This is a genomic window from Streptomyces sp. TLI_146, assembly GCF_002846415.1.
Classification (GTDB): domain Bacteria; phylum Actinomycetota; class Actinomycetes; order Streptomycetales; family Streptomycetaceae; genus Streptomyces.
Genome location: NZ_PJMX01000001.1, coordinates 1,070,082 through 1,095,513, shown reverse-complemented (window position 1 = coordinate 1,095,513; position 25,432 = coordinate 1,070,082). Strand labels below are relative to the sequence as shown.

The 25,432-nt window shown below is 71.4% G+C and carries 20 protein-coding genes; 8 read left to right on the top strand and 12 right to left on the bottom strand.

Going from position 1 to position 25,432, the window contains the following annotated elements; translation table 11 throughout:
* Window positions 1-147: 147 nt before the first annotated feature.
* The 5 genes from BX283_RS40000 to BX283_RS04985 all read right to left on the bottom strand — a co-directional run bounded on the left by BX283_RS40000 (window position 148) and on the right by BX283_RS04985 (window position 5,956).
* Window positions 148-1,014 (bottom strand): helix-turn-helix transcriptional regulator, encoded by an 867-nt coding sequence (locus BX283_RS40000; protein ID WP_143676383.1) that lies wholly within the window; start codon window positions 1,012-1,014, stop codon window positions 148-150.
* A gap of 282 nt (window positions 1,015-1,296) precedes the next feature.
* Window positions 1,297-2,097 carry a cyclase family protein gene (locus BX283_RS05000; RefSeq protein WP_101386443.1) on the bottom strand — a complete coding sequence of 267 codons (801 nt, stop codon included), beginning with the start codon at window positions 2,095-2,097 and terminating at the stop codon, window positions 1,297-1,299.
* A 6-nt stretch (window positions 2,098-2,103) separates the two neighbouring features.
* On the bottom strand, window positions 2,104-3,681 hold the full coding sequence (locus BX283_RS04995; RefSeq protein WP_218976511.1) for an AMP-binding protein: 1,578 nt from the start codon (window positions 3,679-3,681) through the stop codon (window positions 2,104-2,106).
* Window positions 3,678-4,922, bottom strand: coding sequence for a thiolase family protein (locus tag BX283_RS04990; RefSeq protein WP_101386442.1), 1,245 nt, complete (start codon window positions 4,920-4,922; stop codon window positions 3,678-3,680). The genes BX283_RS04995 and BX283_RS04990 overlap by 4 nt, the downstream gene beginning before the upstream one ends.
* On the bottom strand, window positions 4,919-5,956 hold the full coding sequence (locus tag BX283_RS04985) for a fumarylacetoacetate hydrolase family protein (protein WP_101386441.1): 1,038 nt from the start codon (window positions 5,954-5,956) through the stop codon (window positions 4,919-4,921). The genes BX283_RS04990 and BX283_RS04985 overlap by 4 nt, the downstream gene beginning before the upstream one ends.
* A 206-nt stretch (window positions 5,957-6,162) precedes the next feature.
* Between BX283_RS04985 and BX283_RS04980 the strand changes: the two genes are divergently transcribed.
* Window positions 6,163-6,756, top strand: coding sequence for a TetR/AcrR family transcriptional regulator (locus tag BX283_RS04980; protein WP_101386440.1), 594 nt, complete (start codon window positions 6,163-6,165; stop codon window positions 6,754-6,756).
* Here BX283_RS04980 and BX283_RS42400 read toward each other — a convergent pair.
* The 3 genes from BX283_RS42400 to BX283_RS04970 all read right to left on the bottom strand — a co-directional run bounded on the left by BX283_RS42400 (window position 6,713) and on the right by BX283_RS04970 (window position 9,064).
* Complete coding sequence (locus BX283_RS42400; RefSeq protein ID WP_373979539.1) at window positions 6,713-7,030, bottom strand: DUF3592 domain-containing protein; 318 nt, start codon at window positions 7,028-7,030, stop codon at window positions 6,713-6,715. The genes BX283_RS04980 and BX283_RS42400 overlap by 44 nt on opposite strands.
* Before the next feature lie 73 nt (window positions 7,031-7,103).
* Window positions 7,104-8,147 carry a S9 family peptidase gene (locus BX283_RS04975; RefSeq protein WP_101386439.1) on the bottom strand — a complete coding sequence of 348 codons (1,044 nt, stop codon included), beginning with the start codon at window positions 8,145-8,147 and terminating at the stop codon, window positions 7,104-7,106.
* Window positions 8,144-9,064, bottom strand: coding sequence for a zinc-binding dehydrogenase (locus BX283_RS04970; protein WP_101392137.1), 921 nt, complete (start codon window positions 9,062-9,064; stop codon window positions 8,144-8,146). The genes BX283_RS04975 and BX283_RS04970 overlap by 4 nt, the downstream gene beginning before the upstream one ends.
* Window positions 9,065-9,153: 89 nt before the next feature.
* On the opposite strand from BX283_RS04970, the gene BX283_RS04965 reads away from it, so the two are divergent.
* On the top strand, window positions 9,154-10,089 hold the full coding sequence (locus BX283_RS04965; RefSeq protein ID WP_101392136.1) for a LysR family transcriptional regulator: 936 nt from the start codon (window positions 9,154-9,156) through the stop codon (window positions 10,087-10,089).
* 3 nt (window positions 10,090-10,092) lie between these two features.
* On the opposite strand, the gene BX283_RS04960 is transcribed toward BX283_RS04965, so the two are convergent.
* The gene (locus BX283_RS04960; RefSeq protein ID WP_101386438.1) at window positions 10,093-10,935 is read right to left on the bottom strand and encodes a class I SAM-dependent methyltransferase; all 843 of its coding nucleotides are present in this window, start codon (window positions 10,933-10,935) and stop codon (window positions 10,093-10,095) included.
* A 223-nt stretch (window positions 10,936-11,158) separates the two neighbouring features.
* Here BX283_RS04960 and BX283_RS04955 point away from each other — a divergent pair, with 223 nt between their 5' ends.
* Window positions 11,159-11,773 (top strand): dihydrofolate reductase family protein, encoded by a 615-nt coding sequence (locus BX283_RS04955; RefSeq protein ID WP_180357055.1) that lies wholly within the window; start codon window positions 11,159-11,161, stop codon window positions 11,771-11,773.
* 198 nt (window positions 11,774-11,971) lie between these two features.
* On the opposite strand, the gene BX283_RS04950 is transcribed toward BX283_RS04955, so the two are convergent.
* Window positions 11,972-12,961 carry an aldo/keto reductase gene (locus BX283_RS04950; RefSeq protein ID WP_101386437.1) on the bottom strand — a complete coding sequence of 330 codons (990 nt, stop codon included), beginning with the start codon at window positions 12,959-12,961 and terminating at the stop codon, window positions 11,972-11,974.
* Window positions 12,962-13,192: 231 nt separating this feature from the next.
* On the opposite strand from BX283_RS04950, the gene BX283_RS04945 reads away from it, so the two are divergent.
* Window positions 13,193-13,501, top strand: coding sequence for a hypothetical protein (locus BX283_RS04945; protein WP_101386436.1), 309 nt, complete (start codon window positions 13,193-13,195; stop codon window positions 13,499-13,501).
* Between the two features lie 27 nt (window positions 13,502-13,528).
* Here the strand turns inward: BX283_RS04945 and BX283_RS04940 are convergent, their stop codons facing one another.
* The gene (locus BX283_RS04940; protein WP_218976510.1) at window positions 13,529-15,235 is read right to left on the bottom strand and encodes a ricin-type beta-trefoil lectin domain protein; all 1,707 of its coding nucleotides are present in this window, start codon (window positions 15,233-15,235) and stop codon (window positions 13,529-13,531) included.
* Window positions 15,236-15,548: 313 nt separating this feature from the next.
* Between BX283_RS04940 and BX283_RS04935 the strand changes: the two genes are divergently transcribed.
* From BX283_RS04935 to fabG, 4 genes are all read left to right on the top strand, one after another.
* A complete protein-coding gene (locus tag BX283_RS04935) occupies window positions 15,549-17,873 on the top strand; it encodes a beta-galactosidase (RefSeq protein ID WP_101386434.1) in 2,325 nt (774 codons plus the stop codon).
* A gap of 406 nt (window positions 17,874-18,279) precedes the next feature.
* On the top strand, window positions 18,280-22,212 hold the full coding sequence (locus BX283_RS04930) for a type I polyketide synthase (protein WP_101386433.1): 3,933 nt from the start codon (window positions 18,280-18,282) through the stop codon (window positions 22,210-22,212).
* A gap of 57 nt (window positions 22,213-22,269) precedes the next feature.
* Window positions 22,270-23,709 (top strand): coproporphyrinogen-III oxidase family protein, encoded by a 1,440-nt coding sequence (locus BX283_RS04925; RefSeq protein ID WP_101386432.1) that lies wholly within the window; start codon window positions 22,270-22,272, stop codon window positions 23,707-23,709.
* Window positions 23,706-24,467 (top strand): 3-oxoacyl-ACP reductase FabG, encoded by a 762-nt coding sequence (gene fabG, locus BX283_RS04920; RefSeq protein ID WP_101386431.1) that lies wholly within the window; start codon window positions 23,706-23,708, stop codon window positions 24,465-24,467. The genes BX283_RS04925 and fabG overlap by 4 nt, the downstream gene beginning before the upstream one ends.
* Before the next feature lie 28 nt (window positions 24,468-24,495).
* On the opposite strand, the gene BX283_RS04915 is transcribed toward fabG, so the two are convergent.
* Window positions 24,496-25,395, bottom strand: a complete 900-nt coding sequence (locus BX283_RS04915) for an acyl-CoA thioesterase II (protein WP_101386430.1) — start codon at window positions 25,393-25,395, stop codon at window positions 24,496-24,498.
* Window positions 25,396-25,432: the final 37 nt, after the last annotated feature.

The following is a 25,432-nucleotide window of genomic DNA, read 5'->3' as shown; positions in this document are numbered from 1 at the left end:
GTCGGCTGCGCGGGCTCGACTTCGAGTCTCGCCAGAAAGGGCGGCTCTGTTCAACGGCAGGTCAGCAAATTGCCATTCGCTGCGGCGATTTCCTGTTCGGCCTGACATGTTGCTGCCTGCACAGGCACTTCCTGATACGTCTGTGACTTACGGCTGTAACAACCCCATGCTGGATGCATGGACCCCGGCCTGGAATCGTGAGCGCGCGCCGAGGAGTCGCATGATGTCGGCGACTCTTCTGCGATAGGTCCGTACGGACATGTCGAGTTCGCGGGCCGCCGCCTCGTCCGTGCAGCCGTCGCCGAGCAGGTGCAGGATTCGCGCCCCGCAGTCCCCGCTGAGGTATTCCTGGAGCTGTTGGTACTTCACCAGCGGGGCGGCCCGGTGCCACGCGGTCATCATGATGTCGTCGAGGGCCTTCACCACGCCGGGCGCCCGGACGACGGAGGCCTCGGCGCCGGCCGTGACCGCACCGGGCGAGCGCACCAGCGCCACCTGCCCGTCCACCACCACGGCGGCGTGCCGCACATCGGCGGCCAGCCGGACCTCGACGCGCTCGGTGAGGCCGCCGAGCCGCGCCAGCCGCTGGTCCGCGGCCACTTCCGGCGCCGCGAGGATCTGCACCCGGGCCCCGCCCGGGCGCCGTGCGGCCAGGCCCCGTAACGCCGTGTCCGCCACCGGCAACGCGTCGGGGGAATGCGGCACGAGCATGTTCACCGACAACTCCGCGCGTTCCACCAGGGTGTCGAGTGTGGTGGCCGCGACATTTCTGTCGCGTATGACGGCGAGAGTCGAATCCTCCAGCGCGCGGATCCGGACGTCGCTGACGGCGGATTCGATCAGCGGCCGAATCTGCGACAGCACTTCGTCGCAAAGGGAGTTGGGATTGCTCATGCACGCCTCATCGAGTTGCTGATTCCTGTGGAAAGGCAGCTGCGCGCAACCGTCGAGGGTGTGACAGAAAAGCCGGGCAGTGATGCGCGGAGCCCACTCTTTCGTGCCCTGGAAACTCACGCCTTTCTGCGTTCACTACCCTACCGATAAGTAACGCTACAGTTCGTAGCGGAACACAGTCAACGCGTCACCGGGGCGGGAGAGTTGACATCCGGCCAGGTGACCGGGACCACATTCGGCCCCGCGGGCCCGGTAATTCCCGGCTGCCGGTGAGCGGCGGGCACTCGTGGGGTCATGCGAGAGGGTTCGGATGTGACGCTTTTTGCGTGGTCCGAAAATCCGGCGGGTCAACCGGTATGGAAAAGCGGCCGTGCGGATGTGGTCCGCACGGCCGCGGTCGCGCTATTCGGGGAGGAACGCGACGGCCCGGGTGGGCGAGGCGCTGGTACCGGTGAGTTTGAGCGGGAAGAAGCCGACCATGAAACCGGTCGGCGGGAGCGCGCCCAGGTTCACCAGCTGCTGGACGATCAGCGCTTCCTTGTCCTGGATCGCGTAGTGCCCGTCCCAGATGTGCCCGGCGTCACCGGTCTCCTGGAACGCCTGGCGCATCCTCGGGATCGGACGGTCCCAGCCGATCGCGTCCGTGCCCAGGATCGTCGCTCCCCTGCCGGTGAGATAGCGGGTGCCGGCGCCCGACATGCCGGGGTAGTCGAAGTACTCCGGCTCGCCCAGGCGGTAGCGCTCCTGGCCGGTGCGGATCAGGATGGCGTCGCCGTCCTGGATGTCCCGCCCGTTGGCCTTGACGGCCTGCTCCAGCGCCTCGACGGGGATGGCCTCGCCCGGCCTGGCCCAGGGGCGCACATCGAGCACCATGCCCGGGCGGTACAGCTCGTCGAGCGCGATGTCGCTGATGGTGCGCGAGGGGCGGCCCTCGCACAGGCGCCCGCTGTGCAGGGGCGCGTCCACGTGCGTACCGCAGTGCGTGCTGATCTCGTGCATGACCTCGCCCGCCGGTCCCTCGCGGGCGGGGAGGTCGTCGGGGTCGCAGCCGAAGGACGCGACCATGAACTCACGGCCCCAGGCGTCATGGGTGTGATAGTCGATCTTGGGTGCGATCACCAGCGCCAGATCGGGCATGTCGGGGGGGACGAGATCGAGGTCGTGGGGGTCGAGCGGGGAGGTCAGGTCGACGATGCGGCTCATCTCAGCTCAGCCTCTTCCGTGTTCGGCGTCCGGGGATCCGGCGATCAGTCCCCTGAGTTCGGTCTTGAGGACCTTTCCGTAGGAGTTCTTGGGCAGGGCGGCCACGAAGCGGAAACCGCGCGGCCGCTTGAACCGCGCGATGTGCGCGAGGCAGTGGCGGTCGAGCTCGTCGGCCGTCGCCGTACGGCCGGGGGCGAGGACGACGAAGGCGACGGGCAGTTCGCCCCACTCCGGGTCCGGCGCCCCCACCACGGCCGTCTCGGCGACCGCGGGATGGCGCAGGAGTGCCTCCTCCACCTCGCGCGGATAGATGTTGGAACCCCCGGCGATGATCAGGTCCTTGGCCCGGTCGACGAGGGTGAGGAAGCCGTCCGCGTCGAACCGCCCGAGGTCGCCGGTGTGCAGCCAGCCGCCGCGCAGCGTACGGGCGGTGGCCTCGGGGTTGTTCCAGTAGCCCGCCATCACGGTCTCGCCCCGGACGGCCACCTCGCCGTTGGTCCCGGGCGGCACCTCCCGCCCCGCCGCGTCCACCACCCGTACCTCGACGCCGGTGCGCGCGCGGCCGACGCTCGCCAGCCGGCGCCCGAGCGCCTCGGCGTCGTCGCCCCGGTGGTCCCCGGGCCGCAGATGGGTGATCGTGGCGGGGGACTCGCCCTGGCCGTACCCCTGCCACAGCCGTTCGGGCCCGAAGCGGGCGATGACCCGCCGAAGGTCCTCGGCGTACATCGGGGCGCCGCCGTAGAGGATGTGGTGGACCTGGCCGACCAGCTCGTCCGGCAGCAGCGCCGGGTCCAGCAGCCGGCGCAGGATGGTCGGCACCGCGAAGAACACCGCGGGCCCGAAGGCGCGCAGCGACTCGCCCAGGCCCGGCGCGTCCACCCCACTGCCCCGCAGGAACACCTGCGGACGGGAGCGGGCGACGGCGGCCAGACCGAAGAGACCGCCCGCGTGCGACAGCGGCGCCAGGTGGAGCAGGGCCGCGTCCAGGCCCGGGCCGATGTCGACGAGCGCGCTCTCGGTCGCCGCCAGCACATTGCGGTGGGTGAGCGTCGCGCCCTTGGGCTGGCCGGTCGTGCCGCTCGTGTAGAACAGCCACGCCGGATCGTCGGGGCGCACGGACGCCGGAGGCCCGGACCCGTCAGGCGGCGCCGTACGCGCCAGCTCACCGGCCTCGGCCAACACCGTCCTCCCCAGGCCGTGTTCGCGCAGCGCACCGGCCAGCTCGTCCGTGGCGACGCACAGCCGGGCCGCGCAGTCCTCGATCTGCTGGGCGAACTCCTTGGGGTGCAGCCGCGCGTTCATGGGCGTCGCCACCAGCCCGGCCCACCAGATACCGAACAGGATCTCCGGATAGTACGGAGTGTTGCGCATCGCCAGTGCGACCCGGTCGCCGGGAAGCAGACCGTAGTCGCCCACCAGCGCGGCCCCGATCGCCCGCGCCCGCTCGGCCAGCCGACGGTAGTTGCGCAGTACGGTCGCGCCCTCGCACACCGCGGGCGCGTCCGGGGTCGCGGCGGCCGCCCGGTGCAGCAGATCCGCGATGTTCGCCGGGGCAGTGGACGTCGGTTCCAGGGCCTGGTTCACGGCAGCCTCCCCACCCGTAACGGCGCTTCCAGGACGACGACCGCCGCGGCCGCCTCCTCGAAGCCCAGGAACCCGCCGCCGTTCTCGGCGAGCCCGATCCGCGCGCCGGGCACCTGGCGCGCACCGGCCTCGCCGCGCAACTGCGTGGTCAGTTCGGCGATCTGCCCGATCCCGGTGGCCCCGACGGGATGGCCGTTGCACTCCAGACCGCCCGAGGTGTTGACCGGGAGGCGCCCGCCGAGCGCCGTCTCGCCGCGCTCGGCCGCGAGCGCGCCCTCACCGGGACCGACCAGCCGGAGGGCTTCGAGCTGGAGCACCTCACCGATCGCCGTCGCGTCGTGGACCTCCGCGAGCGACACGTCGGCGGGAGCGATCCCCGCGCGCTCGTAGGCGGTGGCGCAGGCGCGGCGGGTGATCTGCCGTTCCTCGTCGTCCAGGGCCCGGCCCGAGCCGGAGGCGACCACGCTCGCCCGGATCCGCGCGGCACGCCGGACGCCGATCCGGCGCGCCGCCGCAGGTGAGCAGACCAGGGCGGCCGCCGCGCCGTCGCCGATGGGCGCGCACATGGGGAGTGTCAGCGGCGCCGCGATCTCGCGTGCGGCCAGTACGTCGTCGACGGTGAGCGGGGTGCGGTGGGCGGCGTCGCGGTTGAGTGAGCCGTGCCGCCGGTTCTTGGCGGTGACGGCGGCGAGCCGACGGGGTGTGCAGTCGGGGAAGCGGCGCCGGTAGTGGGCGGCGAGCGCTGCGTAGACGTCCATGAACACCGAACGCCGACCGGGCGGCGCGGTCTCGGCCCCGGCGGCCTCCCGCAGCGCCTTGAGCTCGGCCTCCCAGCGGGCGACGTCCAGTCCGCCGTGGAAGGCCTCGGTGGTGCGCGTCTCGTCGGCCCCGTACATCTTCTCGGCGCCGAGCGCGAGGGCGACGTCCATCTCGCCGGCCCGTACGGCGGTGGCGGCGAGGTGGAAGGCCGTGGCTCCACTGGCGCAGGCGTTCTCGATGTTGAAGACCGGTACACCTTCGAGGGCGGAGCCGCGCAGCGCGACCTGACCCCGTATCAAATGCTGCTGTTCCAAGGCTCCTTGAGTGGCATTGGAGAAGAACACCCCGTCGACCACCGAGGATCCGGCCGCGGCGTCGGCGAGGCACAGGGCGACAGCCTCGCGGGCCAGCGCGCCGACACTGAGCTCGGGGAACCTGCCGTACGGGGTGCGGCCCACGGCGAGGACGTACGCGTCGGTCATGAGCCGGTCGCGGGGAGCGCGGGCACATGGACGGTGTTGCGCAGGACGCCGATCCCCTCGACCTCCAGCTCGACCACGTCCCCGTCCTTGAGCGACCGCGCCAGGTCGAACCCGGTGCCGGTGGGGACCGTGCCGGAGCCGATGACGTCGCCGGGGTGCACCGCCCGGTCCCGGCTGAGGTGGACGATCGCGTCCTCGAAGGTGTGGTGCATGCCGTCGGTGCCGCCGCGCGACCACTCCTGGCCGTTGACCCGGGCGGTCATGGTGAGCGCGTACGGGTCGGTGAGCTCGTCGCGGGTGACGATGCAGGGCCCGAGCGTGTTGGACCCGGCGAAGTCCTTGCCCTCGCAGGGGCCCACGCCCGCCGGCATCAGCTGCATCTGGAGGTCGCGGGCGCTCCAGTCGTTGAACACGGTGTAGCCGAAGATGTGCTCGTGGGCCGCGCCGGGCTTCACCTCGCGGCCGGTCCGGCCCACCACGGCGGCGAACTCCAGCTCGAAGTCGAGCTCTTTCGCCCCGGTGGGCGCGGTGATCACGTCCTCGGGCCCGCTCACCGACAGATGGTCGGCGGTGTAGTACATGACCCGCTCGCGGAAGAGCGGATTGAGGTCGAACCGGCCACTGGCCATGAGCCGTTGGAACTCGGCGTCGGGGTCCTCGGCGCGGGCCGACTGGCGCCGGGCCAACTCCCTGAGCCCCGACTCCAGATGGGCGATGAAAAGGCCGCAGTCGCGCAGCCGGGCCGGGCGCGGCAAGGGTGCCCGCAGCGCGATGTCCTCCATGGCCAACACGGCGGGCCCGTGACGGAGTTGGCAGAGCTCCCGCGCCCTTCGGAGCCCTTCGTCACCGGACTCGATCAGGGCGAGCATGGAGGCGAAGGCCGCCTCTCCGGGAGCGGCGGCGGCGAGGTCGAGGACGGTCGTGTCCCCGTCCAGCAGCACCCCGACGGACCCCGGGCCCGGTTGCTCCTTCGGTTGCGGCTGTTCCGTCTGGTTCTTCCTCTGGTTCTTCTTCACGAACGTGACCAGGCGCATGACGTCTCCCATCGTGCGGTCGGTGGTTCGGAACGAGTACGGCGAGAACGCGATCGGCGGGGCGGCTCACCCGCGCATACTGGACAGCCGTCCAATCGTTGAACGCCCGACACAGGCCGTCAAGACTCCTCACATGATCGGTGTCCGGCGAGGGCGTCGGGCAGAGGGCCTGGGGAGGCCGCGCCCCTTGTGGAACAATCCGCCGCATGACCGGTCGTCGGGAGGAGTCCGCGCGGGAGAGCCGCCGCCGTCTGCTGCGGGCGGCGACGGAACTGGTGGCCGAGGCCGGCCCGAGGGCCGCGTCCGTGCAGGCGGTCGCCGACCGGGCGGGAATCAGCCGGGGTTCGGTCGCCTGGCACTTCGGCTCGAAGGACGGCCTGATCGTCGAGGTGATCGAACTCGCCTTCCGCACGGCCGAGGAGGAGTACGGCCGACGGCTGCCGCACTCCGGCCCCCTGTCGTTCGACGCCCTCGTGGACGCGCACCTGGCCGTGGTCGACGCCCCCTGCGGGCGGGTGTTCGCGACCGTCCTGCCGGAGGTCCTACGGGACGAGGGCCCGCTGCGGGACGCCTACATCGAGGGGTACGAACGCACGCGGCAGGTATGGATCGGCTACCTGGAACGCATCATCCAGGACACCCCCGGCCTCCCCGACGCGAAGAGCCTGGCGTCGATCGTCTTCGGCACCGGCATCGGTCTGCACACCCTGCACAACCTCGACGGCCTGGTGGACCGGGAGGCGGCGTTCACGGCGCTCAAGCAGTTGTTCGGGTTGGCTGCGGGGATCCGGCAACGGTGAGGCGCGTGGGTGGCGGGACGCACGTCAGGATCACCATCACCCCGCCGAAGAGGCAGGAGACGACACCCAATCCGGGCGTGGCCTCCGCCGCCATCGCCCGGTCGGGACGCTCCGGCAGATACCGCACCGGCACGGCGTCCCCCGCCACGTGGAGGACGTACGGGCGGTGCTCGCCCGCAGTATCAACTTCGGCAGCCAGGCGGGCATCAAGGTCTCCCGGCCCTCGGACGCGCTGGCCGCCACCCTCCTGATCGGCGTGCTCGCGGGCCTCTATCCGGCGATCCGCGCCTCGCGCCTGCATCCGACGGTGGCGTTGCACGCGGCGTGAAGCGGTACGGCGGGCCGGCCTATCCGGCTTCCGTCAGCGCGCGCCCGATGTGGTCGCCAAGGCGGGGCAGCCAGTCGGGCCGGGCATTGCCAAGGAGATGGTCGCCGTGGGGGACGGACAAGTAGCTCCCGCGTGGCGCCAGTCGGGCCAGTGACTCGCCGTTCGCCACCCCGGGGATGACGTCCTGGCCGCCGTCCACGACCAGGAGCGGGGCCGCGATACGGGGCGCCAGAGGGGCGAGGTCCACCTGGCGGGCGAACGCACGGGCCGCGTCGGGTCCGCCGGTGCGGCGGGCCATGATGTCCCGTACGGGCGTCGGAAGTTGGTCCCAGTCGAGGCGGAAGGGGCCGCTGACGGTCGCGGCGACCGCCACGCGCGGCTCCAGCGCCGCGGTCCGGGCCGCGAAGTAGCCGCCCAGGCTCATGCCGACGAGCCCGATGCGGGCGACGCCCAGGGCGTCGACGACCCGGCCCACCACCTGCTCGTACTCCGGCGTGAGGGTCGTCGTGGCCGCGAGCGCGCCCTGTCCCGGGCCGTCCATCGCGAACACGGCCAGCCCCCGGGCCAGCAGCGCCGACACCAGACCGAGGAACTCCTCCTTGGCCGAGTCCAGGCCGGGGACGACGACCACGGTGCCCGGCGCGTCGAGCGGGCCGCGCAGCCAGCCGGTGAACCCCTCGCCGCTCACGCGCCGGGCGCCGGGCTCCAGCACCGTCAGCGCCCGGCCCAAGGCGTGGTCCGCCTCGGCGGCCGCACGGTCGGCCTCCGCGTACGGCGCCAGTGTGGCGAGGTGGAACCATCGGGCCGCCGTCAGCAGGAACTCGCCCGCCGACACGGACGATGCCGCGCGTTCCGCGCGGTCCAGATGGGCCTGTGCGGTGCGCACGAAGGACGGGCCCCAGTCGGCGACGGAGGCGAGGGCCTCGGTGACGCGCCGGTACTCGTGGGGGTCGACGCCCGCGCCGGTGGCGCGCGTCCACTGGGCGGCGGCGAAGGCGGCGGTCTCCGAGGTGGGGGATTGTGCGGCGGGGGATCGCGTGGCGAGGGGGCGCGTGGCGCTCATCGTGCTCCGCCCGTCACCAGGACGGCCTTGCCGCGTATCCGGCGTTCGCGCAGGTCGACCAAGGTGTCGGCCGTCTTCGTCCAGTCGGCGATCCGGCCGATCTCCGGGTGCAGCAGGCCCTGTTCCACCAGGCGCACCAGGGCCGCGAGGTCGGAGCCGTAAGGGGCGCCCGCGTAGTGGAAGTGCTGGATGGTGACACGCTCGGGCCCCTTGAAGAGCTCGAAGAAGTCGAGGGTCACCGGGCTCCGGCTCGCCTGCCCGAACCAGACGAGCAGGCCGCCCGGGCGCACCTTCGACAGGGCGATCGGCAGATCCGGCCCGCCCGTCGACTCCAGCACGACGTCGAACGGCCCCTGGGCCGCCGCGACCTCGTGCACCACCCGCGCGCCCAGCTCCGCGAGGCGCTCGCCGCGCACCGGCGTGGCCGTCACGGCGGTCAGCTCGGCCCCGGCGCCCACGGCCAGTTCGGTGACGTAGTGGCCGACGCCGCCCGAGGCGCCGGTCAGCAGCACCCGTCGCCCGGCCAGGGAACCCGCCGTGCGCAGCAGCCGCAGGGCGGTGATCCCGGCCAGGGGCAGGGCCGCCGCCCGTACGCTGTCGACGCTGTCGGGGAGGACCGCGAGGGAGTGGGTGGGCACGGCGGCGTACTCGGCCCAGCCGCCCAGCGCCGGATGCCCGACCACCCGGGCGCCGATACCGGGGCCGGAGCCGTCGGCCGCGGCCTGCACGACGAGCCCCGCGACGTCCTTGCCGGGCAGCAGCCCCGGCCGGGGGTGTTCGAGGAGGAACGTCTCGCCCCGGTTCGGCGCGAACGCCTCGACCTTGATCAGAACCTCATCGGGCGCCGGTACGGGCTGGGGGACTTCGGCGAAGGCGACCGGGCGCGCGGCTTCCCCGGTGGGAATCAGTCTCTGCATGCCGAGCATGCAACCTCGGCGGCCACCCCGTGATCCAACAACGAACAGGCAAGACCGACAACCTTTGGTTGTCACCTATGGTGGGAGCCGTGGATCTCGACATGGCGCAGGTACGTGCCTTTGTACGCGCCGCCGAGGAAATGCACTTCGGACGGGCGGCCGCGACGCTCGCCCTCTCGCAGCAGGCGCTCTCCAAGAGGATCGCGCGGCTGGAGTCCCTGCTCGGCACCGAGCTGTTCCGGCGCGACGGCAACGGCGTACGCCTCACCGAGGCCGGACAGCGTTTCCTTTCACCGGCCAGGCAGGCGCTGGCCGCCGCCGACGCGGCAGTGGCGACGGCGGTCGGGAAGGACCGCCCGCTGCGGGTGGATGTCTGGGGGCACCTCTACGCGCCGATGCGGACGCTGGCCCAAGTCGCCGGACGGGCCGGGGAGTTGGTGCTCGGGCACGGCCGCGATCTGCCGTCGGTGACGGCGGCGCTGCTGCGCGGCGACATCGACGCCGCCTTCGGCCGGGTCCACCCTCCGCTGCACGCGGGCCTCGCCCACCGTCTCGTCCGCCTCGAACCGGTGGACGCCGTGCTGAGTACGCGCCACCCCCTCGCCGCCGAACCGGAGCTACGGCCGGAGCAGCTGCGCGGCAGCGTGCTGTGGGCGCCCGGTGCGCTGGACCGGCTCGACTTCCTCCACCAGTTCGCCGAGCGGTTCGACATCCCGGACCGGGCCGCCGGCGTCAACCTGGGCGTCGGCCACTTCCTCACGGAGGTGGCCGACGACCCGCGGCGCTTCTCGCTCCTGCCCGCCGACGTGCCCCTGCCGCCGGTCCCCGGGCTGTGCTCCGTTCCCCTGGTCGGACCCACACCGCTCTACGCCTGGTCACTGCTGTGGCGCACCGGCAGCGGACACCCGGGCCTTGACGGCCTCACCGCCGCCTGCGCGGCGGAGGCGGCGCGGAGCCGATGGCTGGAGTACGACCCGGCGCACGACTGGCTGCCCGAACCGCCCGCGCGCGGCGGGCGGGACTGAGGTTCAGGCGCGCCGGGCGGTGAAGATGCCCCAGCGCAGGTGTCCTCGGTGGGCCGCGTCCACCCACAGCGGCAGATTGGCGAGCAGACCGTCGACGTACGCCGGGCTGATGATCTGGCGCAGTTCGTGCTCCCGTCGGCTGGTCTCGGCGGTGAGGCGTTCGTAGTGGGTGAGGATCTCGCCGCTGCGGTCGTCGAAGTCGGTGCGGGTCAGGCCGAGTCCGGCGAGCGTCTGGCGGTACAGGTTCGGGGTGGCCAGGGCGTCCACGCCCAGGCGGGACACGGCGGGGCGCAGGGTGCGGACGGGGACGTCCTCGGCGGCCATCAGATCGGTGAAGACGAGCGCCCCTTCCGGCTTGAGCACGCGCACGGCTTCGCTGAGCAGCCGGGTGCGGTCGCCGCTGTGGCAGAACGCCTCCTGGGACCAGACGACGTCGAAGCTGCGGTCCGGGAAGGGGATGTCGTGGAAGGACCCGGTGACGACCTCGATCAGGGCGTCGAGGCCGCGCTCGGCGTTCGTGGCGCGATGGCGCGCGTTCTGGGACTCGCTGAGGTTGAGGGCGACGACTCGGCACCCGAAGCGTCCGGCCAGATAGCGGGTGGCGCCGCCGTAGCCCGACCCGAGGTCCAGCACCGTGCTGTCCGCGGTGAGCAGACCGCTCACCTTGTCCGCGGCCTGCTCGACCGTACGGCGCGAGGCCGTCGCGATCGACTCCTGGTCATGGGTGTAGATCCCGGTGTGGATGTCCTCGCCGCCCCACACGGCTTCGTAGAACGCGTCGACGTCGGCGGTGTCGTAGTAGCTGCGGGTCGCCTGCTCGGAACTCGATGCGCGGTCGTACGGCATGGGTCGTACTCCTTGTGCCAGGTGCGGGTGCGGTTCTGTGCGTGCTGTTCGGGGACCACCTCAACGTACTCACCGCCGCCGTCACAGAGCGCGAACAAGCCAACCGGCGGCGTAGTCGTGGCGCGCGGGAGGGGAAAAGAGCGCGCGGACACCGATGAGTTCCCCGCACTCGCGCCGTCTTACTGGAGCAGACCGCGACCGCGAGGTATCTGGGAGGAACATCATGAGGAAGATCACGGCTGGCGTCTTCATCTCGCTCGACGGTGTGGTGGAGGCGCCCGACCAGTGGCACTTCCCGTACTTCAACGACGAGATGGGCGCGGCGGTCGGCGCGATGCTCGCCGATGCCGACACCGTGCTGTTCGGCCGCAAGACCTACGAGAGCTTCGCCGGGGCGTGGCCGGAGCGCGAGGCGGCGGGCGGCGAGGACGCGGGCTTCGCCAAGATGCTGGGTGACGCGCGCAAGATCGTGGCGTCGAGCCGGAAGCTGGACTTCACCTGGCGGAACTCCGAGCAGCTGGAGGGCGACCTCGTCGACGCCGTCACCGCCCTGAAGAACGAGCCGGGCGGCGACATCGCCCTGAGCGGCTCGATCTCGGTCATCCGCCAGCTGCTGGCGGCTGGACTCCTGGACGAGCTGCACCTGCTGGTGCACCCGCTCGCCGTACGCAAGGGCATGCGCCTGTTCGACGAGGGCGAGCCCTCGGTCCCGCTGAAGCTGATCTCTTCGGAGGCCTTCCAGACGGGAGTGCTGAACCTGGTCTACGGCCCGGCCGACCAGAAGCCCGAGGGCACGTACGAGGACGCCAAGGCCCACATTGCCCCCACCGGGCAGTAGCGCTGCCGACGCTGTGGCCGTGCCGCGCTCACCGGCCGGGTGAGGTTGCGGTCCGCAGGCGTTCTCAGGGCGTGGCGGTCAGTTCGACCACGGGCACAACCACGTCGTCGGACTCGCCCCGTTCACGTACGGGTCGAGGGCGGCGTTCCGCGAGGCCCGGATCGGCCCGGCCGCTGCCCGGGCCGATTCCTCGGCGGCTCAGTTGTCGACGAAGGTGAGGCTGGTGGAGTCGTAGCGGGTGCCGGCGATCTGCTCGGACGGGGCGGCGGCCTCGATGGCGGCGAGGTCCTCCGGGGACAGCTCGACGGTCAGGGCCGCGAGGTTCTCCTCCAGGTAGCGCTGACGCCGGGTGCCGGGGATCGGCACCACGTCCTGGCCCCGGTGCTGCACCCAGGCCAGGGCGAGCTGCCCCGCGGTGACGCCCTTGGCCGTGGCCAGCTCGTTGAGCTTCGCCACGATCGCCAGGTTCCGTTCCAGGTTGCCGTCGGCGAAGCGCGGCTGGGTGCGCCGTATGTCGGTGGCCTCCAGCTTGTCGACCGAGCTGTACTGGCCGGTCAGGAAGCCCCGGCCGAGCGGCGAGAACGGGACGAGACCGATGCCGAGTTCACGGCAGACCGGGGCGATCTCCGCCTCCAGGTCACGGGTCCACAGCGACCACTCGCTCTGCAGCGCCGCGATGGGGTGCACCGCGTGCGCCCGCCGGATGGTCTGGGCACCGGCCTCGGACAGCCCGAGGTGGCGCACCTTCCCCTCCTGGACCAGCTCGGCCATGGCGCCCACGGTCTCCTCGATCGGCACCGACGGGTCGACCCGGTGCTGGTAGTAGAGGTCGATGTGGTCGACCCCGAGGCGCCGCAGCGACGCCTCGCACGCCTGCCGTACATAGGCGGCGTCCCCGCGGATGAGGGTGGGCTCGCCCAGGCTGTTGGCGAAGCCGAACTTGGTGGCCAGCACCACCTCGTCACGGGGCCGCCCGACGAGCGCCCGTCCGATCAGCTCCTCGTTGTGGCCGGAGCCGTAGTAGTCGGAGGTGTCCAGCAAGGTCACCCCGAGGTCGAGGGCGTGGTGCAGGGTGGCGATGGACTGGGTGTCGTCCGTGGCGCCGTAGCCGTGGCTCATGCCCATGCACCCCAGGCCCTGCGCCGAAACCGCCAGGCTGCCCAGGTAACGGGTGGGAACGGTGGTCATGTTGCTGCCTCCTGAACTGGAAACGATCTGTTCAGGACGCTAGGTGCTGGAGTGCACTCCAAGTCAACCGGCTTTCGGCTCCTGGGGTTTGCCGGGCGGCGGACCGGGGTCTGTCCAGCCCTCGTCCGAAGATCCGACGAAGCGCCCCGCTCGTGTCGCCTGCCGCTGAGTGTCGTTGTGTGAGTGAAGCACTTCCGCTTCGCCGTTTCGTTGTCCAACAGGGGATCAATAATGCGTCTTATCCGTCCGTTCGCCGTCGCTCTCGTCGGGCTGAGCTTCGCCCTGACCGTCCCGGTAGGGACGGCCGTCGCCGCGAAGGGCCCGTTCACGTTCCAGAGCGCGGGCCGGCCGTACTTCGTGGAGAACCTGCCGGACGGCAAGTGCTTCACGATGTCCCAGGCGGCGTCCAGCCCGCACAACGGGACGGGCTCGTCGGCGACGGTCTTCGCCGGTAAGCAGTGCAAGGGCAAGGCCACGAAGATCGCCGCCGGCAAGCAGGGTCCGAAGGGGCTGCGCTTCTCCAGCGTCCGCTTCGGCTGACAGTGCCGGGCCGAACAGGCCGCCTTGTCAGTTGGGCATCGCCCAGACCTGGTTGGCCTGGAGGTGGCCGCACGTCCAGGTGTCGAGCTTGGTCGCGTCGGCCGTACCGCCCCCGTACACATCGAGGCACAGCCCGCTCGCGGCACTGCGGACTGTGCCGTCGGGGTTCGCGTTCCACTGCTGGGCGGTGGTGCCCGTGCACGTGGACAGGGTGACGGAGCCGCCGGCGGTGGTGCCGCTCGCGGTCAGGCACTTGCCGAGTGAGCGCAGGGTGCGGTCGGTGCCGGTGGTCCAGCGTTGGTTGGGGTTGCCGGTGCAGGTGTAGAGGATCACCTGGGTGCCGTCGGCCGTGCCGCTGCCGGTGACGTCCGCGCACTTGGCGCCGTTGCCGGTGAGCTGGCCGGTGGGGACGGCGGTACCGCAGCCGCTGCCGGGGGTGAGGCGCCAGACCGCCGTGCCGTGGGCGGGAACGGTCGCGGTCAGACTGCCGCCGACCGTCGAGGTGGCGCCGGTCCACAGGTCCTTGGCGGTCACCGTGCAGCCCGGCAGGCCGACGTCGGCGAGCGCGGTGGAGAGGGTACGGGCGGTCGCACTCCGGTTGAGGACGGCGACCGCGCGGTCCCCGTCGGCGAGCGGCCGGGCCAGGACGTCGGTGCTGCCGTCCGTGGACACCACGCCCGCCTGCCGGCCGAGGCCGTCCTGGTCCACCTTGATCAGCTCGGTGTTGCCCAGCGCGGACCGGGCGGCCGGGGTGAGCTTGGAGACGTCCGAGGAGAGGATGAGTGGCGCGGCCATCATCGACCACAGCGCGACCTGGCTGCGGGACTCGTCGTCGGTGAGCCCGCCCGCGCCCGCGATCAGGAAGTCCGGGTCGTTCCAGTTGCCCGGGTGGGCGTAGCGGCCGATCCAGCGGTTGTAGCCGTAGTTGGCGAGCACGCTGGACCAGCGGCTCGTGTTAGGCCGCGCGGGATCGTAGGTGGCGATGTCCCAGCCCTCGCGCCAGAGCTGGCCGTCCGAGCCGACCCAGGACAGTACGTCGAACCAGGTGGGGTTGCCCCATTCGCCGCTCTGGAAGTAGGCGGGCGCGGACTCGGAGAACACGATCTCGCGGCCCGAGCCGCGCAGCGCCGTCGCCTGGGCGTCGTACGCCTGCCGGTAGGCCTGCTCCTGCGTCTGGCCCGGAGCCACGTACACATTGCAGCCGTCGAGTTTGAGGTAGTCCACGCCCCAGGAGGCGAAGGCGGCGGCGTCCTTGGCGAAGTGGTCCGCGCCGCCGCCCTGGGGCCGTCCGCTGCCGGGGTAGCCGCCGCAGGTCGACGAGCCCGCGTCCTCGTAGATCCCGAACCGGAGCCCGCGGGCGTGGAGGTACTGGCCGAGCCAGGCCATGCCGTGCGGGAACTTGACCGGGTCGGCGACGAGGTTCCCGTCGGCGTCCCGCGACCGGGTCGTCCAGCAGTCGTCCACGGTCACCGTGGTGTATCCCTTGGCGGCGAGGCCGGTCGAGACGAGCGCGTCGGCGTTGGCGGTGACGGTCTGCTCGGTGACGCCGCACTGGTAGTGGGCCCAGTCGTTCCAGCCCATCGGCGGGGTGGGGGCCGGTACTTGAGCCGCCACGGGAGCGGTCTCGGGCGACGCGTGCGCGGCGGTCGCCGTGGCGAGCGGCAGGCACAGCAGGGCGGCGGCGGCCGCGGTCAGGGCGGTGCGTCTACGGGGTGAACGTGGGGGGCGTGGCACGGGGAGCTCCTCTGTCGTGAGAAGGGGACGTGCGGCCTGGCGTGATTGATGGTGCATCGTAGCGCGGGGTTTGAAGCACCTTCAATCACCGTGCAGACAGCTTGAGTTGATCGCGGCCAGGGGTGCGAGGAGGTTCCGAAGCGCGCGCCCTGAAGGTGTTGTGTTTGATTACGTGCACTCTTGACGCTTCTTGATCGATTAATTACGTTGCGGCGCAGCACAGCGGAGAGGCGCGTGTCCTTCCGCCCGCCTCACGTGCCGCCGAACGCCTCATGACCCGCCCGCAGTTCGCCTGCCGCACCGGGGAGTACGCATGCACCGACGCACCCTGCTGGTCGCCGCCGCCCTGAGCCCGGCCGCCGCGCTGGCCGTCTCCGGCAGGCGCGCCTCCGCCGCCGGGCACACCTTCGGCTTCTCCGCCGACGGATCCCGGTTCGTCCTCGACGGCGCCGTGTTCCAGATCCGCAGCGGCGAGATGCACCCCGCCCGCATCCCCGTGCAGTACTGGCGCCACCGCATCCGGATGGCCAAGGCGATGGGGCTCAACACCATCGCGCTGTACGTGATGTGGAACTACCTCGAAGAGCGGCCCGGCGTCTTCGACCTCACCACCGACCGGCGTGACTTCGCCGCCTTCATCCGGCTCTGCGCGCAGGAGGGCATGTACGTGCTGCTGCGCCCGGGCCCGTACGTCTGCGGCGAATGGGACCTGGGCGGCCTGCCCTCGTACCTCCTGAAGAAGCCGTCCGTGCGGCTGCGGGTGAACGCGGGCCAGGACCCGGACTACATGGCGGCCGTGGCCCGGTACGTGAACGCGATCGCCCCGGCCGTCCGGCCGCTGATGGCCGTCAACGGCGGCCCGATCCTGATGGTGCAGATCGAGAACGAGTACGGCTCGTACGGCAGCGACGGCACGTACCTGGAGCAGCTGCGCCAACTGTGGCTCGGGGCAGGGGTGGAGGGGCCGTTCTACACCCAGGACGGGCTCGGCCAGGTCGTGGCGAACCACACCAACGTCACCGGCGGGGCGATCGGTCTCAGCGGCGGGACCTCCTCGGACATCAGGGCGTGCCGCACGGCGTACCCGCGGGTTCCGGCGATGTCGGGGGAGCTCTACCCGGGATGGCTCACGCACTGGGGCGAGGGTGCCTTCGCCGGGCAGGACACCGACCTCTCCGGGGCGCTGCGGGAGCTGATGGACGCAGGGCAGTCGTTCAACGTCTACGTGGTGCACGGCGGCACCAACTTCGGTTACTGGGCCGGTGCCAACGCGAACGACGACGGAAGCGGCTACACCGCCGACATCACGACCTACGACTACGGGGCGCCGATCACCGAACAGGGGCGGCCCGCGCCGAAGTACGCCGCGTACCGCTCGCTCATCGGCGGCTATCCGGGTGTCTCACTGCCACCCGTACCGGAACCGATCCCCACCATTACGCGTAGCGGAAACGACGCGCCGGTCCCGAGCGCCTACGCGTCGCTGTGGGACAACCTGCCCGCCGCTCTGCCGCCCGCGCAGACGGTCGCGCCGCAGCCCATGGAGAACTACGGGCAGAACTCCGGGTTCATGCTCTACCGCAAGGTCCTCTCCGGGTACGCGGGAGGCACGCTCGACGTCACCTCCGTCCATGACTACGCCACCGTCTTCCTCGACGGTGTCTACCAGGGAGGTATCTCCCGCCCGGCGGTGCCCTCCGCGTACGCGACGCCGCTGAAGGTGACCACGGGCTCGCGTCTCGCACTCGGCTCTGCGGGCGCAAGGCCCACGTTGGACATTCTCGTCGAGGGTATGGGGCGGACCAATTTCGGCCACGGCCTGGTCGACCGCAAGGGCATCACCCAGCAGGTCTCCCTCTCCGGTGCGGGGCCGCTCGACGGCACGGTGAGCGACTGGCAGACGTATGCCCTCCCGGTCGACGAGGCGTTCGTCGCACACCTGCGTCCGATGATCAGCGACCCCGGCCGCGCGGGCCTCTTCTTCCGCGCCGCGGTCACCCTCGCCGAGACCGGCGACACCTACCTCGACATGTCCGGCTGGACCAAGGGCGTCGTCTGGGTGAACGGACACAACCTCGGCCGGTACTGGTCCATCGGACCGCAGCAGCGCCTGTACTGCCCCGCCCCATGGCTCACCGTCGGACAGAACGAGATCCTCGTCCTCGACCTGCACCAACTGCGCCCGCAGCCCGTCCCGTTCCGGGCGACCCTCGTCGAAACCCCCTGCACTCTCACCAACCGGCGCAGCGGCAAACTCCTCGACGTACCGGACTGGTCAACCGCTTATGGTGTGCAGCTGAACCAGTGGGGCGGCAACGGCGGCGCCAACCAGCAGTGGCGCCGCACCACGGCCGCCGACGGGACCTGCACGTGGGCGAATGTGCACTCGGGCCAGCTCGTCGACATACAGGCAAACGCGTCCGCTGACGGCACACCGGTCATCCAGTGGCCCGCCAACGGTGGCGCCAATCAGCGGTGGCGGCCGGTGCCCACCAGTGACGGGTACGTGAAACTCGTCAGCGTCAGCACCGGCAAGGTGCTCGGGGTGGCCGGGAGCGCGACCGCCGACGGCGCGAAGATCGTCGAACAAACCTACACAGGGGATTTCAGCCAACAGTGGCTCATCGCGTCACTGTGACCGTATGGCGGTATGACAGCGGGTCGGACTGACTGGTTCCCGTCGCGAACGGAGGTCCGCGCCGCCCCGTGAAGGTGCAGTCGTCACACGCTCAACTCCTGTGAGCGCGCGCCGAGTTGGACGCCCGCCCCATGCCGCGCCGCCGCGCCGTGGCACACCCCCGGACGCACCGCCGTGCCCGCCGAGGGAGCGCTTGACCCCGCCGCCGCCCCGCACCTAGCCTTGCAAAGGTGCGCTAAAGGGCATTTCGGCTGACTCATGCGTGGACCGGCGGTTCGCCGAAACCCTGGAAGCCGGCAAGTGAACGTGCTTTGACACTTCACCCCCTGTGGCCGTCCTGGGCCGTCACCCCGTGTGGGCCCCGCCACGACGACAGCGCCGTCACCCCCAGCCGAAGGAGATCGGCATGGACGCTGAGCCCATTGCGTTAGTAGGGATCGGATGCACACTGCCCGGTAAGGTCCACGGGCTGGACGATATGCACACCGTCCTGTCGGAAGGACGGGACTGCGTCGAGGAAATACCGTCCAGCCGCTGGGACGTGGACGAGTTCTACGATCCCGATCCCCTGGCCCTGGGCAAGACCTATACCCGGCACGGCGGATTCGTCGACGACGTCGACCTCTTCGACGCGACGTTCTTCGGCATCTCGGACGCCGAGGCGACCCGCATGGACCCGCAGCAGCGCCTGCTCCTGCAGACCGTGTGGCACGCCCTGGAGCACGCCGGGCAGAACGCCGACGAGATCAGGGGCAGCAACACCGGTGTCTTCCTGGCTCTCATGAACAGCAACAGCTACTTCATCCTCAAGCACGAGGCCCTGGGCCTCAACGGCATCACGGCATACGACTCGATGAGCGACTCGATGAGCATCAGCGCCGGTCGCGTCGCCCACTTCCTGGACCTGAAGGGCCCGTGTCTCACGGTGGACACGGCCTGTTCCGGCTCGCTGGTCGCCATGCACCTGGCCCGGCAGTCCATCCTCACCGGCGAGTGCGACTCGGCCATCGTGGCCGGGGTCAATCTGATCCTCAACCCGCAGGTCCACATCGCGTTCTGCAAACTCGGCCTGTTCTCGCCCAGCGGGCAGTGCCGGTCGTTCGACGCGAAGGCGGACGGATACGTCCGCAGCGAGGGCTGTGTGGCCGCGCTGCTGCGCCGTCAGTCGCTCGCCGAGGAACGCGGCGATCCCGTCCTCGCCCACATCGTCGGCACCGCCATCAACCACGACGGACGCACCCCCGCGCTGACCGCCCCCAACGGGCGGACCCAGGAGGAGGTGATGCGCGCGGTCCTCACCCGCAGCGGCATCGACCCGGCGCAGGTCGACTACGTCGAGGCGCACGGCACCGGGACCCCGGTCGGCGACCCCATCGAGATGGGCGCCATCGCCAACGCGTACGGGCGGCCGCGCACCGCCGGGCGGCCGCTGTACGTCGGCTCGGCGAAGAGCAACTTCGGACACACCGAAGCCGCGGCGGGACTCCTCGGCGTCCTCAAGGCCGCCCTCTCCCTGCACCGCGAGACCATCTACCCCAGCGTCCACCTCGACCGCCTCAACCCCAAGATCGATCTCAGGGGTGCCGCGGTGGAGATCCCCACCGAGCCGGTGCCGTGGCCCCGGGGCGCCGCGCCGCGTCTGGCCGCCGTCAACTCCTTCGGCTACAGCGGCACCAACGCCCATGTGCTGCTGCGCGAAGCCCCGAGCCCGCGCCGCCGCACCGATGCGGTACGGCGGCGCCCCGCCGAGCTGCTCGTGCTGTCCGCCAAGTCGTCCACGAGCCTGGACGCGCTGGCCGACCGCTGGGCGCGGTACCTCTCGCGCACCGACCGGGACAGCCTGCCCGCCGCTGTCTACACCGCCGCCGCCGGGCGGGCCGCCCACCGCCACCGCCTCGCGGTGACCGGACGGGGCGGCACCGAGATCGCCAACGACCTGCGGCTGTGGCGGACCCGGCGCACACCCCCGTCAGTGACCGGCGGCCACCCGGTCAAGGCCGCGAAGACGGCCTTCGTCTTCACCGGCCAGGGCGTCCAGTACCCGGGCATGGGCCGCGAACTGTACGACCACGAGCCGGAGTTCGCCGCCGCGATCGACCGGTGCGCCGAGGTGCTGGACGGCGAACTGCCCGTACCGCTGCGGCAGCTCCTCTTCGACGAGCAGTCACCGCAAGCGCTCGACGACACACGGCTCGCGCAGCCGGCGCTGTTCGCCGTCGAGTACGCGCTCGCCTCCCTGCTGCGCTCCTGGGGAGCGGTGCCGGACGCGGTGGTGGGGCACAGCATCGGCGAAGTCGTCGCCGCGTGCGTCGCCGGGATGCTCACCCTGGAGGATGCCGCCCGCTTCAGCGCGGTACGCGGCCGACTCATGGGTGAACTGCCGCGCGACGGCGTGATGCTGGCCGTCGCCGCCGACCCCGGAACCATCGAGGGCTGGCTGTCCGGACGGGAGGCCGACGTCAGTCTGGCCGCGGTCAACGGGCCGCGCGCCGTGGTCGTCTCCGGGCGGGCCGAAGCCGTGGACGAAGTGGCGCGCCTCGCCGGAGAGCAGGGCGTCCGCACCACCCGGCTGCGCACCTCCCACGCCTTCCACTCGCCACTGATGGACCCGGTCCTGCCCGAGCTGGACAAGGCAGCCGCCACGCTGAGTCCTGTCGCCCCGGCCGTCCCGGTGTTCTCCGGAGCCACGGGCGAGGCACTGACCGGTGAGGAGGGACCCGAGTACTGGAGCCAGCAGGCCCGGCGGCCGGTCCGGTTCCACGACGCCCTGCGTGCGGTGGCCGCCGGCGGTTGCACGGCGGTCGTCGAGATCGGTCCCCACCCCGCGCTGCGGACGTATGTGGCGGAGGCGTTCGGCAAGGCCGACGTGACGGTGATCTCCACGCTCCAGCAGGACGGGCGGGACGTACGCAACCTCCTCGCCGCCGCGGGCGCCCTGTTCACGGCGGGTGCCGCCGTCGATCTGCCCGCGCTCTACCGCGGCCCCCGCCACCGCCGTACCTCCGACGCCCCGCAGTACCCCTTCCGCAGGGACCGGTACTGGGTGACGCCCGAGGACACCGGCCGCGCGGCGACGGCACCGGTGGCTCCGCCACGGCAGGCAGCCCCCGAGCCGCGACCGGCCGCGCACCGCGTCCACCGGCAGGACCTGCGGCCCGGCACCCCCTGGGTGGACCACCGCATCCTCGGTGCGACCGTCTTCCCGGCCACCGGCTATCTGGAGCTGGCCGTCGACGCCCGCGCCTCGGCCGACGGCCACGGCTCCACACCGGTCGAGCTCACCGACGTCAGCTTCGTGCGGCCGCTCGTCCTGGCCCCGGCCAGGCCCAGCAGCGTACGGGTGGACCTGGCGGGCGAGGGCGCCCCGGCCGACGGCCGCTTCCGGTTCACCGTGGCGGGAGGCGACGGCGACGACGCGCCCCGGTACTGCCACGGGACGGTCGGGCCCGTCGGCGAGCGACCCGGCGAATTCGCCGAGCGCCTGGACGATCTGCGCGCACAGATGTCCACCTCGCTCGCGCCCGGGCGTTTGTACGGGCTGCTGCGGGAGGACGGCCTGGAGTACGGCGCCAGCTTCTCCACCGTCCGCGAGCTGTGGACCGACGAGGCGGGCGGCCAGGCGCTGGGCCGGATCACCGCCGCTCCCGACGGCGCGGCCCGGGCCGGGCATCCGCACCGGTTCGCGACCATGCTCGACGGCTGTCTGCACCTGGCCGCGGCCGCGGCCCGCGACGGCGCGGCCAGGGGCACCTACCTCCCGGTGGGAATCGGCCGGATGGTGCTGCACGGGCCCCTGCCCGACCAGATCTGGGGCCATGTCCGGCTGGCCGACGCCACCGACACCGCGTTCACGGCGCGGCTGCGCGTCCTGGACGACACCGGGCGCCTTGTCGCGGACCTCGACGCCATCGAGTTCCGGCGCGTGGGCTCCCTGACCGACCCGGACGCGGCCCCGGCCGGGCCCGGCGGCAGTCGCTCGCGTGAGAGCGGCGAGTCGCGGCGCGAACTGCGCGCACACGTGGAGCCCCTGGCGGCAGGGGAGCGCCGGCAGGCGGTCATCGACTGGCTCATGGTCGAGATCGTCGACACGCTGGGCCGGATGTCGACGGAGCTGGAGATCGACATGAGCGATCTCGACCCGTCGCTCGCCCTCCTTGAGATCGGCCTCGACTCGCTGACCATCACCGAACTCCAGCGGCGCATCCAGGAGAAGCTCGACTTCCGTTTCAAGGCCATGGAGGCCCTGGAGTACCAGAGCATCGACGAACTGGCGGAGTACCTCCTCCACCAGGTGATCCTGGCCGACCCGGCCGGTGCCGAAGCTCCGGCGCACTCCTGAGCCCGGCCCTCCGCCGCCTTCGGCAGACCACATCCGGCAGATCCCACCAGAGGGGAAGTGCCAGCAATCGTGTTGAGCCCCGACTTCGTCAACAACTACCTCGACAGCCACCTCGGTGAACGCCAGGTCAACAAGATCCAGCACGGCTTCCCGTCGCCGCGCTTCTGGAACGAGACGTCCGTGCCGCTCGACGAGATCGCCGAGGACCGGATCAAGCTGCGCGAAGCGCACGGCACCTCACCCGTGTTCCTGTACGTCGGCGTCCCGTACTGCATCCAGACCGACCCCGGAAAGTGCGGGTACTGCCTCTTCCCCGTGGAGGAGTTCCAGGGCAACGCGGCCCTGGAGAACTACTACGGATACGTGGAGCGGGAAGCGGAGATGTACCGGGAGCAGATGCAGGGCTCCGTCCTCGCCGGAGCGTATTTCGGCGGAGGCACCTCCAACCTCTACAAAGGCCCCGTCTACCACCGCCTGATGGACATGGTGCGCCGCCTCTTCCCGGAGATCTCGGAGCAGGCGGACCTCACCCTGGAAGGCATCCCCCAGCTGTTCTCCCGGGAGAAGATGCAGGCCATCAGCGACTCCGGGATGAACCGCATCAGCATGGGCGTGCAGCAGGTCAACGAACGCCTCAACAGCTTCAGCGGCCGCAAACAGACCACCAAGCACGTCATCCAGAGCCTGGAGTGGGCGCGTGAACTGGGTCTGTCCGCCAACGTCGACCTGATCTTCGGCTGGCCGCAGCAGACCGTCGACACGATGCTGGAGGACCTGGAGACCCTGGTCTCGTGGGACGTCTACGACATCACCCACTACGAGCTGAACGTCGGCGGTCCCACCGACTTCGCCCTCAACCGCTTCCACGAACTGCCCAGCACCCTGGCCAACCTGGAGATGTACCGGGCGGGGCGCGACTTCCTGCTCGACCGCGGCTACCGGCAGCTGTCCACGTACAACTTCCGCCGCCCCGGCGACCCCGCGGCCCATGACTTCCGCGAGGGCTACACGACCCGCTTCGACCACCTGGACACCCTGGGACTCGGCTACGCGGCGATCACCTTCTTCGGCAATCCCGCGCTCCCCTCGGGCCGCTCCTGGTCGTTCATCAACCAACGCAACCTGGCCCAGTACAAGGCCGCCGTCGACAACGGCCGGTTCCCCGTCGAACGGGGCTACCGGCACACCGCCGAGGACTGGCTGATGATGCTGCTCTTCCGCAGCCTGATCAGCACGGAGATCGACCGCACCCAGTACGCGGCCGCCTTCGGCCTCGACATCTACGACAAGTTCGCCACCGTCTGGGACGCGCTGGCCGAGCGCGGCTACGCGCGGATCACACCGGAGCGGATCACTCTGACCGGCGACGGCCCGTTCTACGCGCCGATGTTCTCCGCCCTGGTCGCCGAGGAGCGCTACCGCGAGCTGCGCGAGGAGGCGGCGCGGCGCAAGAAGGACTCCGTCCGGCCCGCGGCCGCGTCCCGGAGCGGACAGTGACGGACGACCTCCCCCTGGCGGGGCGCGGCTGCGTCGTCACCGGCGGGTCGCGCGGCATCGGCGCCGCGGTGGTGCGTCTCGCACTGGCGCAGGGCGCCGATGTCGTCTTCGGCTACCACAGCGACAAGGACCGCGCCCGCACCCTCGCCGACGAACTGAACGCGGCCCATCCCGACCAGCGGTGCGTCCCGCTGTACGCCCATGTCGCCGACACCGACGAGGCCGAGCGCTTCGCCGTCGCGGCGCTCGGCCACCTCGACCGGTTCGACGTCCTCGTCAACAACGCGGGCGTCACCCGGGACACCCTGTTCGCCCGGATGACCCCGCAGCAGTGGCGCGAGGTCATCGGCACCAACCTCGACAGCATGTACACCGTCACCAAACCCCTGCTGATGCCGCTGGTGAAACAGCGCAGCGGCGCCATCATCAACATCGCCTCGTCCTCCGGGCTGCACGGCATCCCCAGTCAGACGGCCTACTCCGCCGCCAAGGCCGGGGTGATCGGCTTCACCAAGGCCCTGGCCAAGGAGATCGGGGCCCGGGGCGTCACCGTCAACGCGGTCGCCCCGGGACTCATCGAGACCGACATGACAGCCGCGATACCGCCCGACAAGACCGAGTTCCTCCAATCCCTCATCCCCGGCCACGCCTTCGGCACCCCGCAGGACGTGGCGCACCTGGTGTGCTTCCTCGCCTCCGACCGGGCCCGCTACATCACCGGGCAGGCCATCGAGATCTCCGGCGGCCTGGTCGTATAGGGGCCGTACACATCGGTACGGGGATGGCTCAAACGGTCTGCCCATGGCCGCCGCTCACGCGCAGGAGTCCCTCCTGGGCGAGAGTGGCGGCCAGGATTCCGTCACGGGTGAAGACCCGGCCGAGGACGAGGCCGCGCCCACCGGCGGCCACGGGCGTCTCGTGGGCGCAGAGCAGCCAGTCGTCCGCGCGGAAGGGGTGGTGGATCCACACCGTGTAGTCGATGCTGCGGCCGTTGGCGTGGAACCACGAGACGCCGTGCCGCACCAGCACGGTCTCCAGCATGGTGACGTCGCAGATGTAGACCAGGAGGCAGGCGTGGAGCAGCCGTTCGCGGTCGCCGCCCGTCCCGGCCGGCAGCTCGCCCCTGGCACGCAGCCACACCTGGGTCCGGGCGGACGCCAGCGACGGATCCTTCTCCACGTCGAAGCTCAACGGCCCCACGAACCGCTGGTCGTAGGGCTTGCCCAGCGGCGACACCTGCGCGCCGAACGCCTTGGTCAGCCGCTCCTCGTACGTGGGCAGGTCCTCCGGCGCCGGGACCGACGGCATGGGGTCCTGGTGGGCGAGGCCCGGCTCGGGCCGGTGGAAGGAGGCGGCCAGCGCGAACACCTCCCGGCCGCGCTGGCTCGTATACACCCGTCGGGCGGCGAAGGACGTGCTGTCCTTGACCCGTTCGACCCGGTGCTCGAAGGGCGTGTCCGGCACGGCGGGCCGGGTGAAGGACGCGTGCACCGAGTGCGTGTCGAGCCCGTCGGGGACCGTACGGCCGGCGGCGGCCAGCGCCTGGGCGGCCAGATGGCCTCCGTACACGGGGGAGGAGGGCTCCAGCGGAGCCGGCCCGAGGAAGTGCTCGCCCTCGCCCCGGTCGGGCACGGGGTCCAGTTCGAGCAGCCCGAGCAGGTCGAGGAGTGCGCGTTCCTGGTCCATGAGCCCCACTCACCTCGGCGTCGCGGTGCGCCAGCCA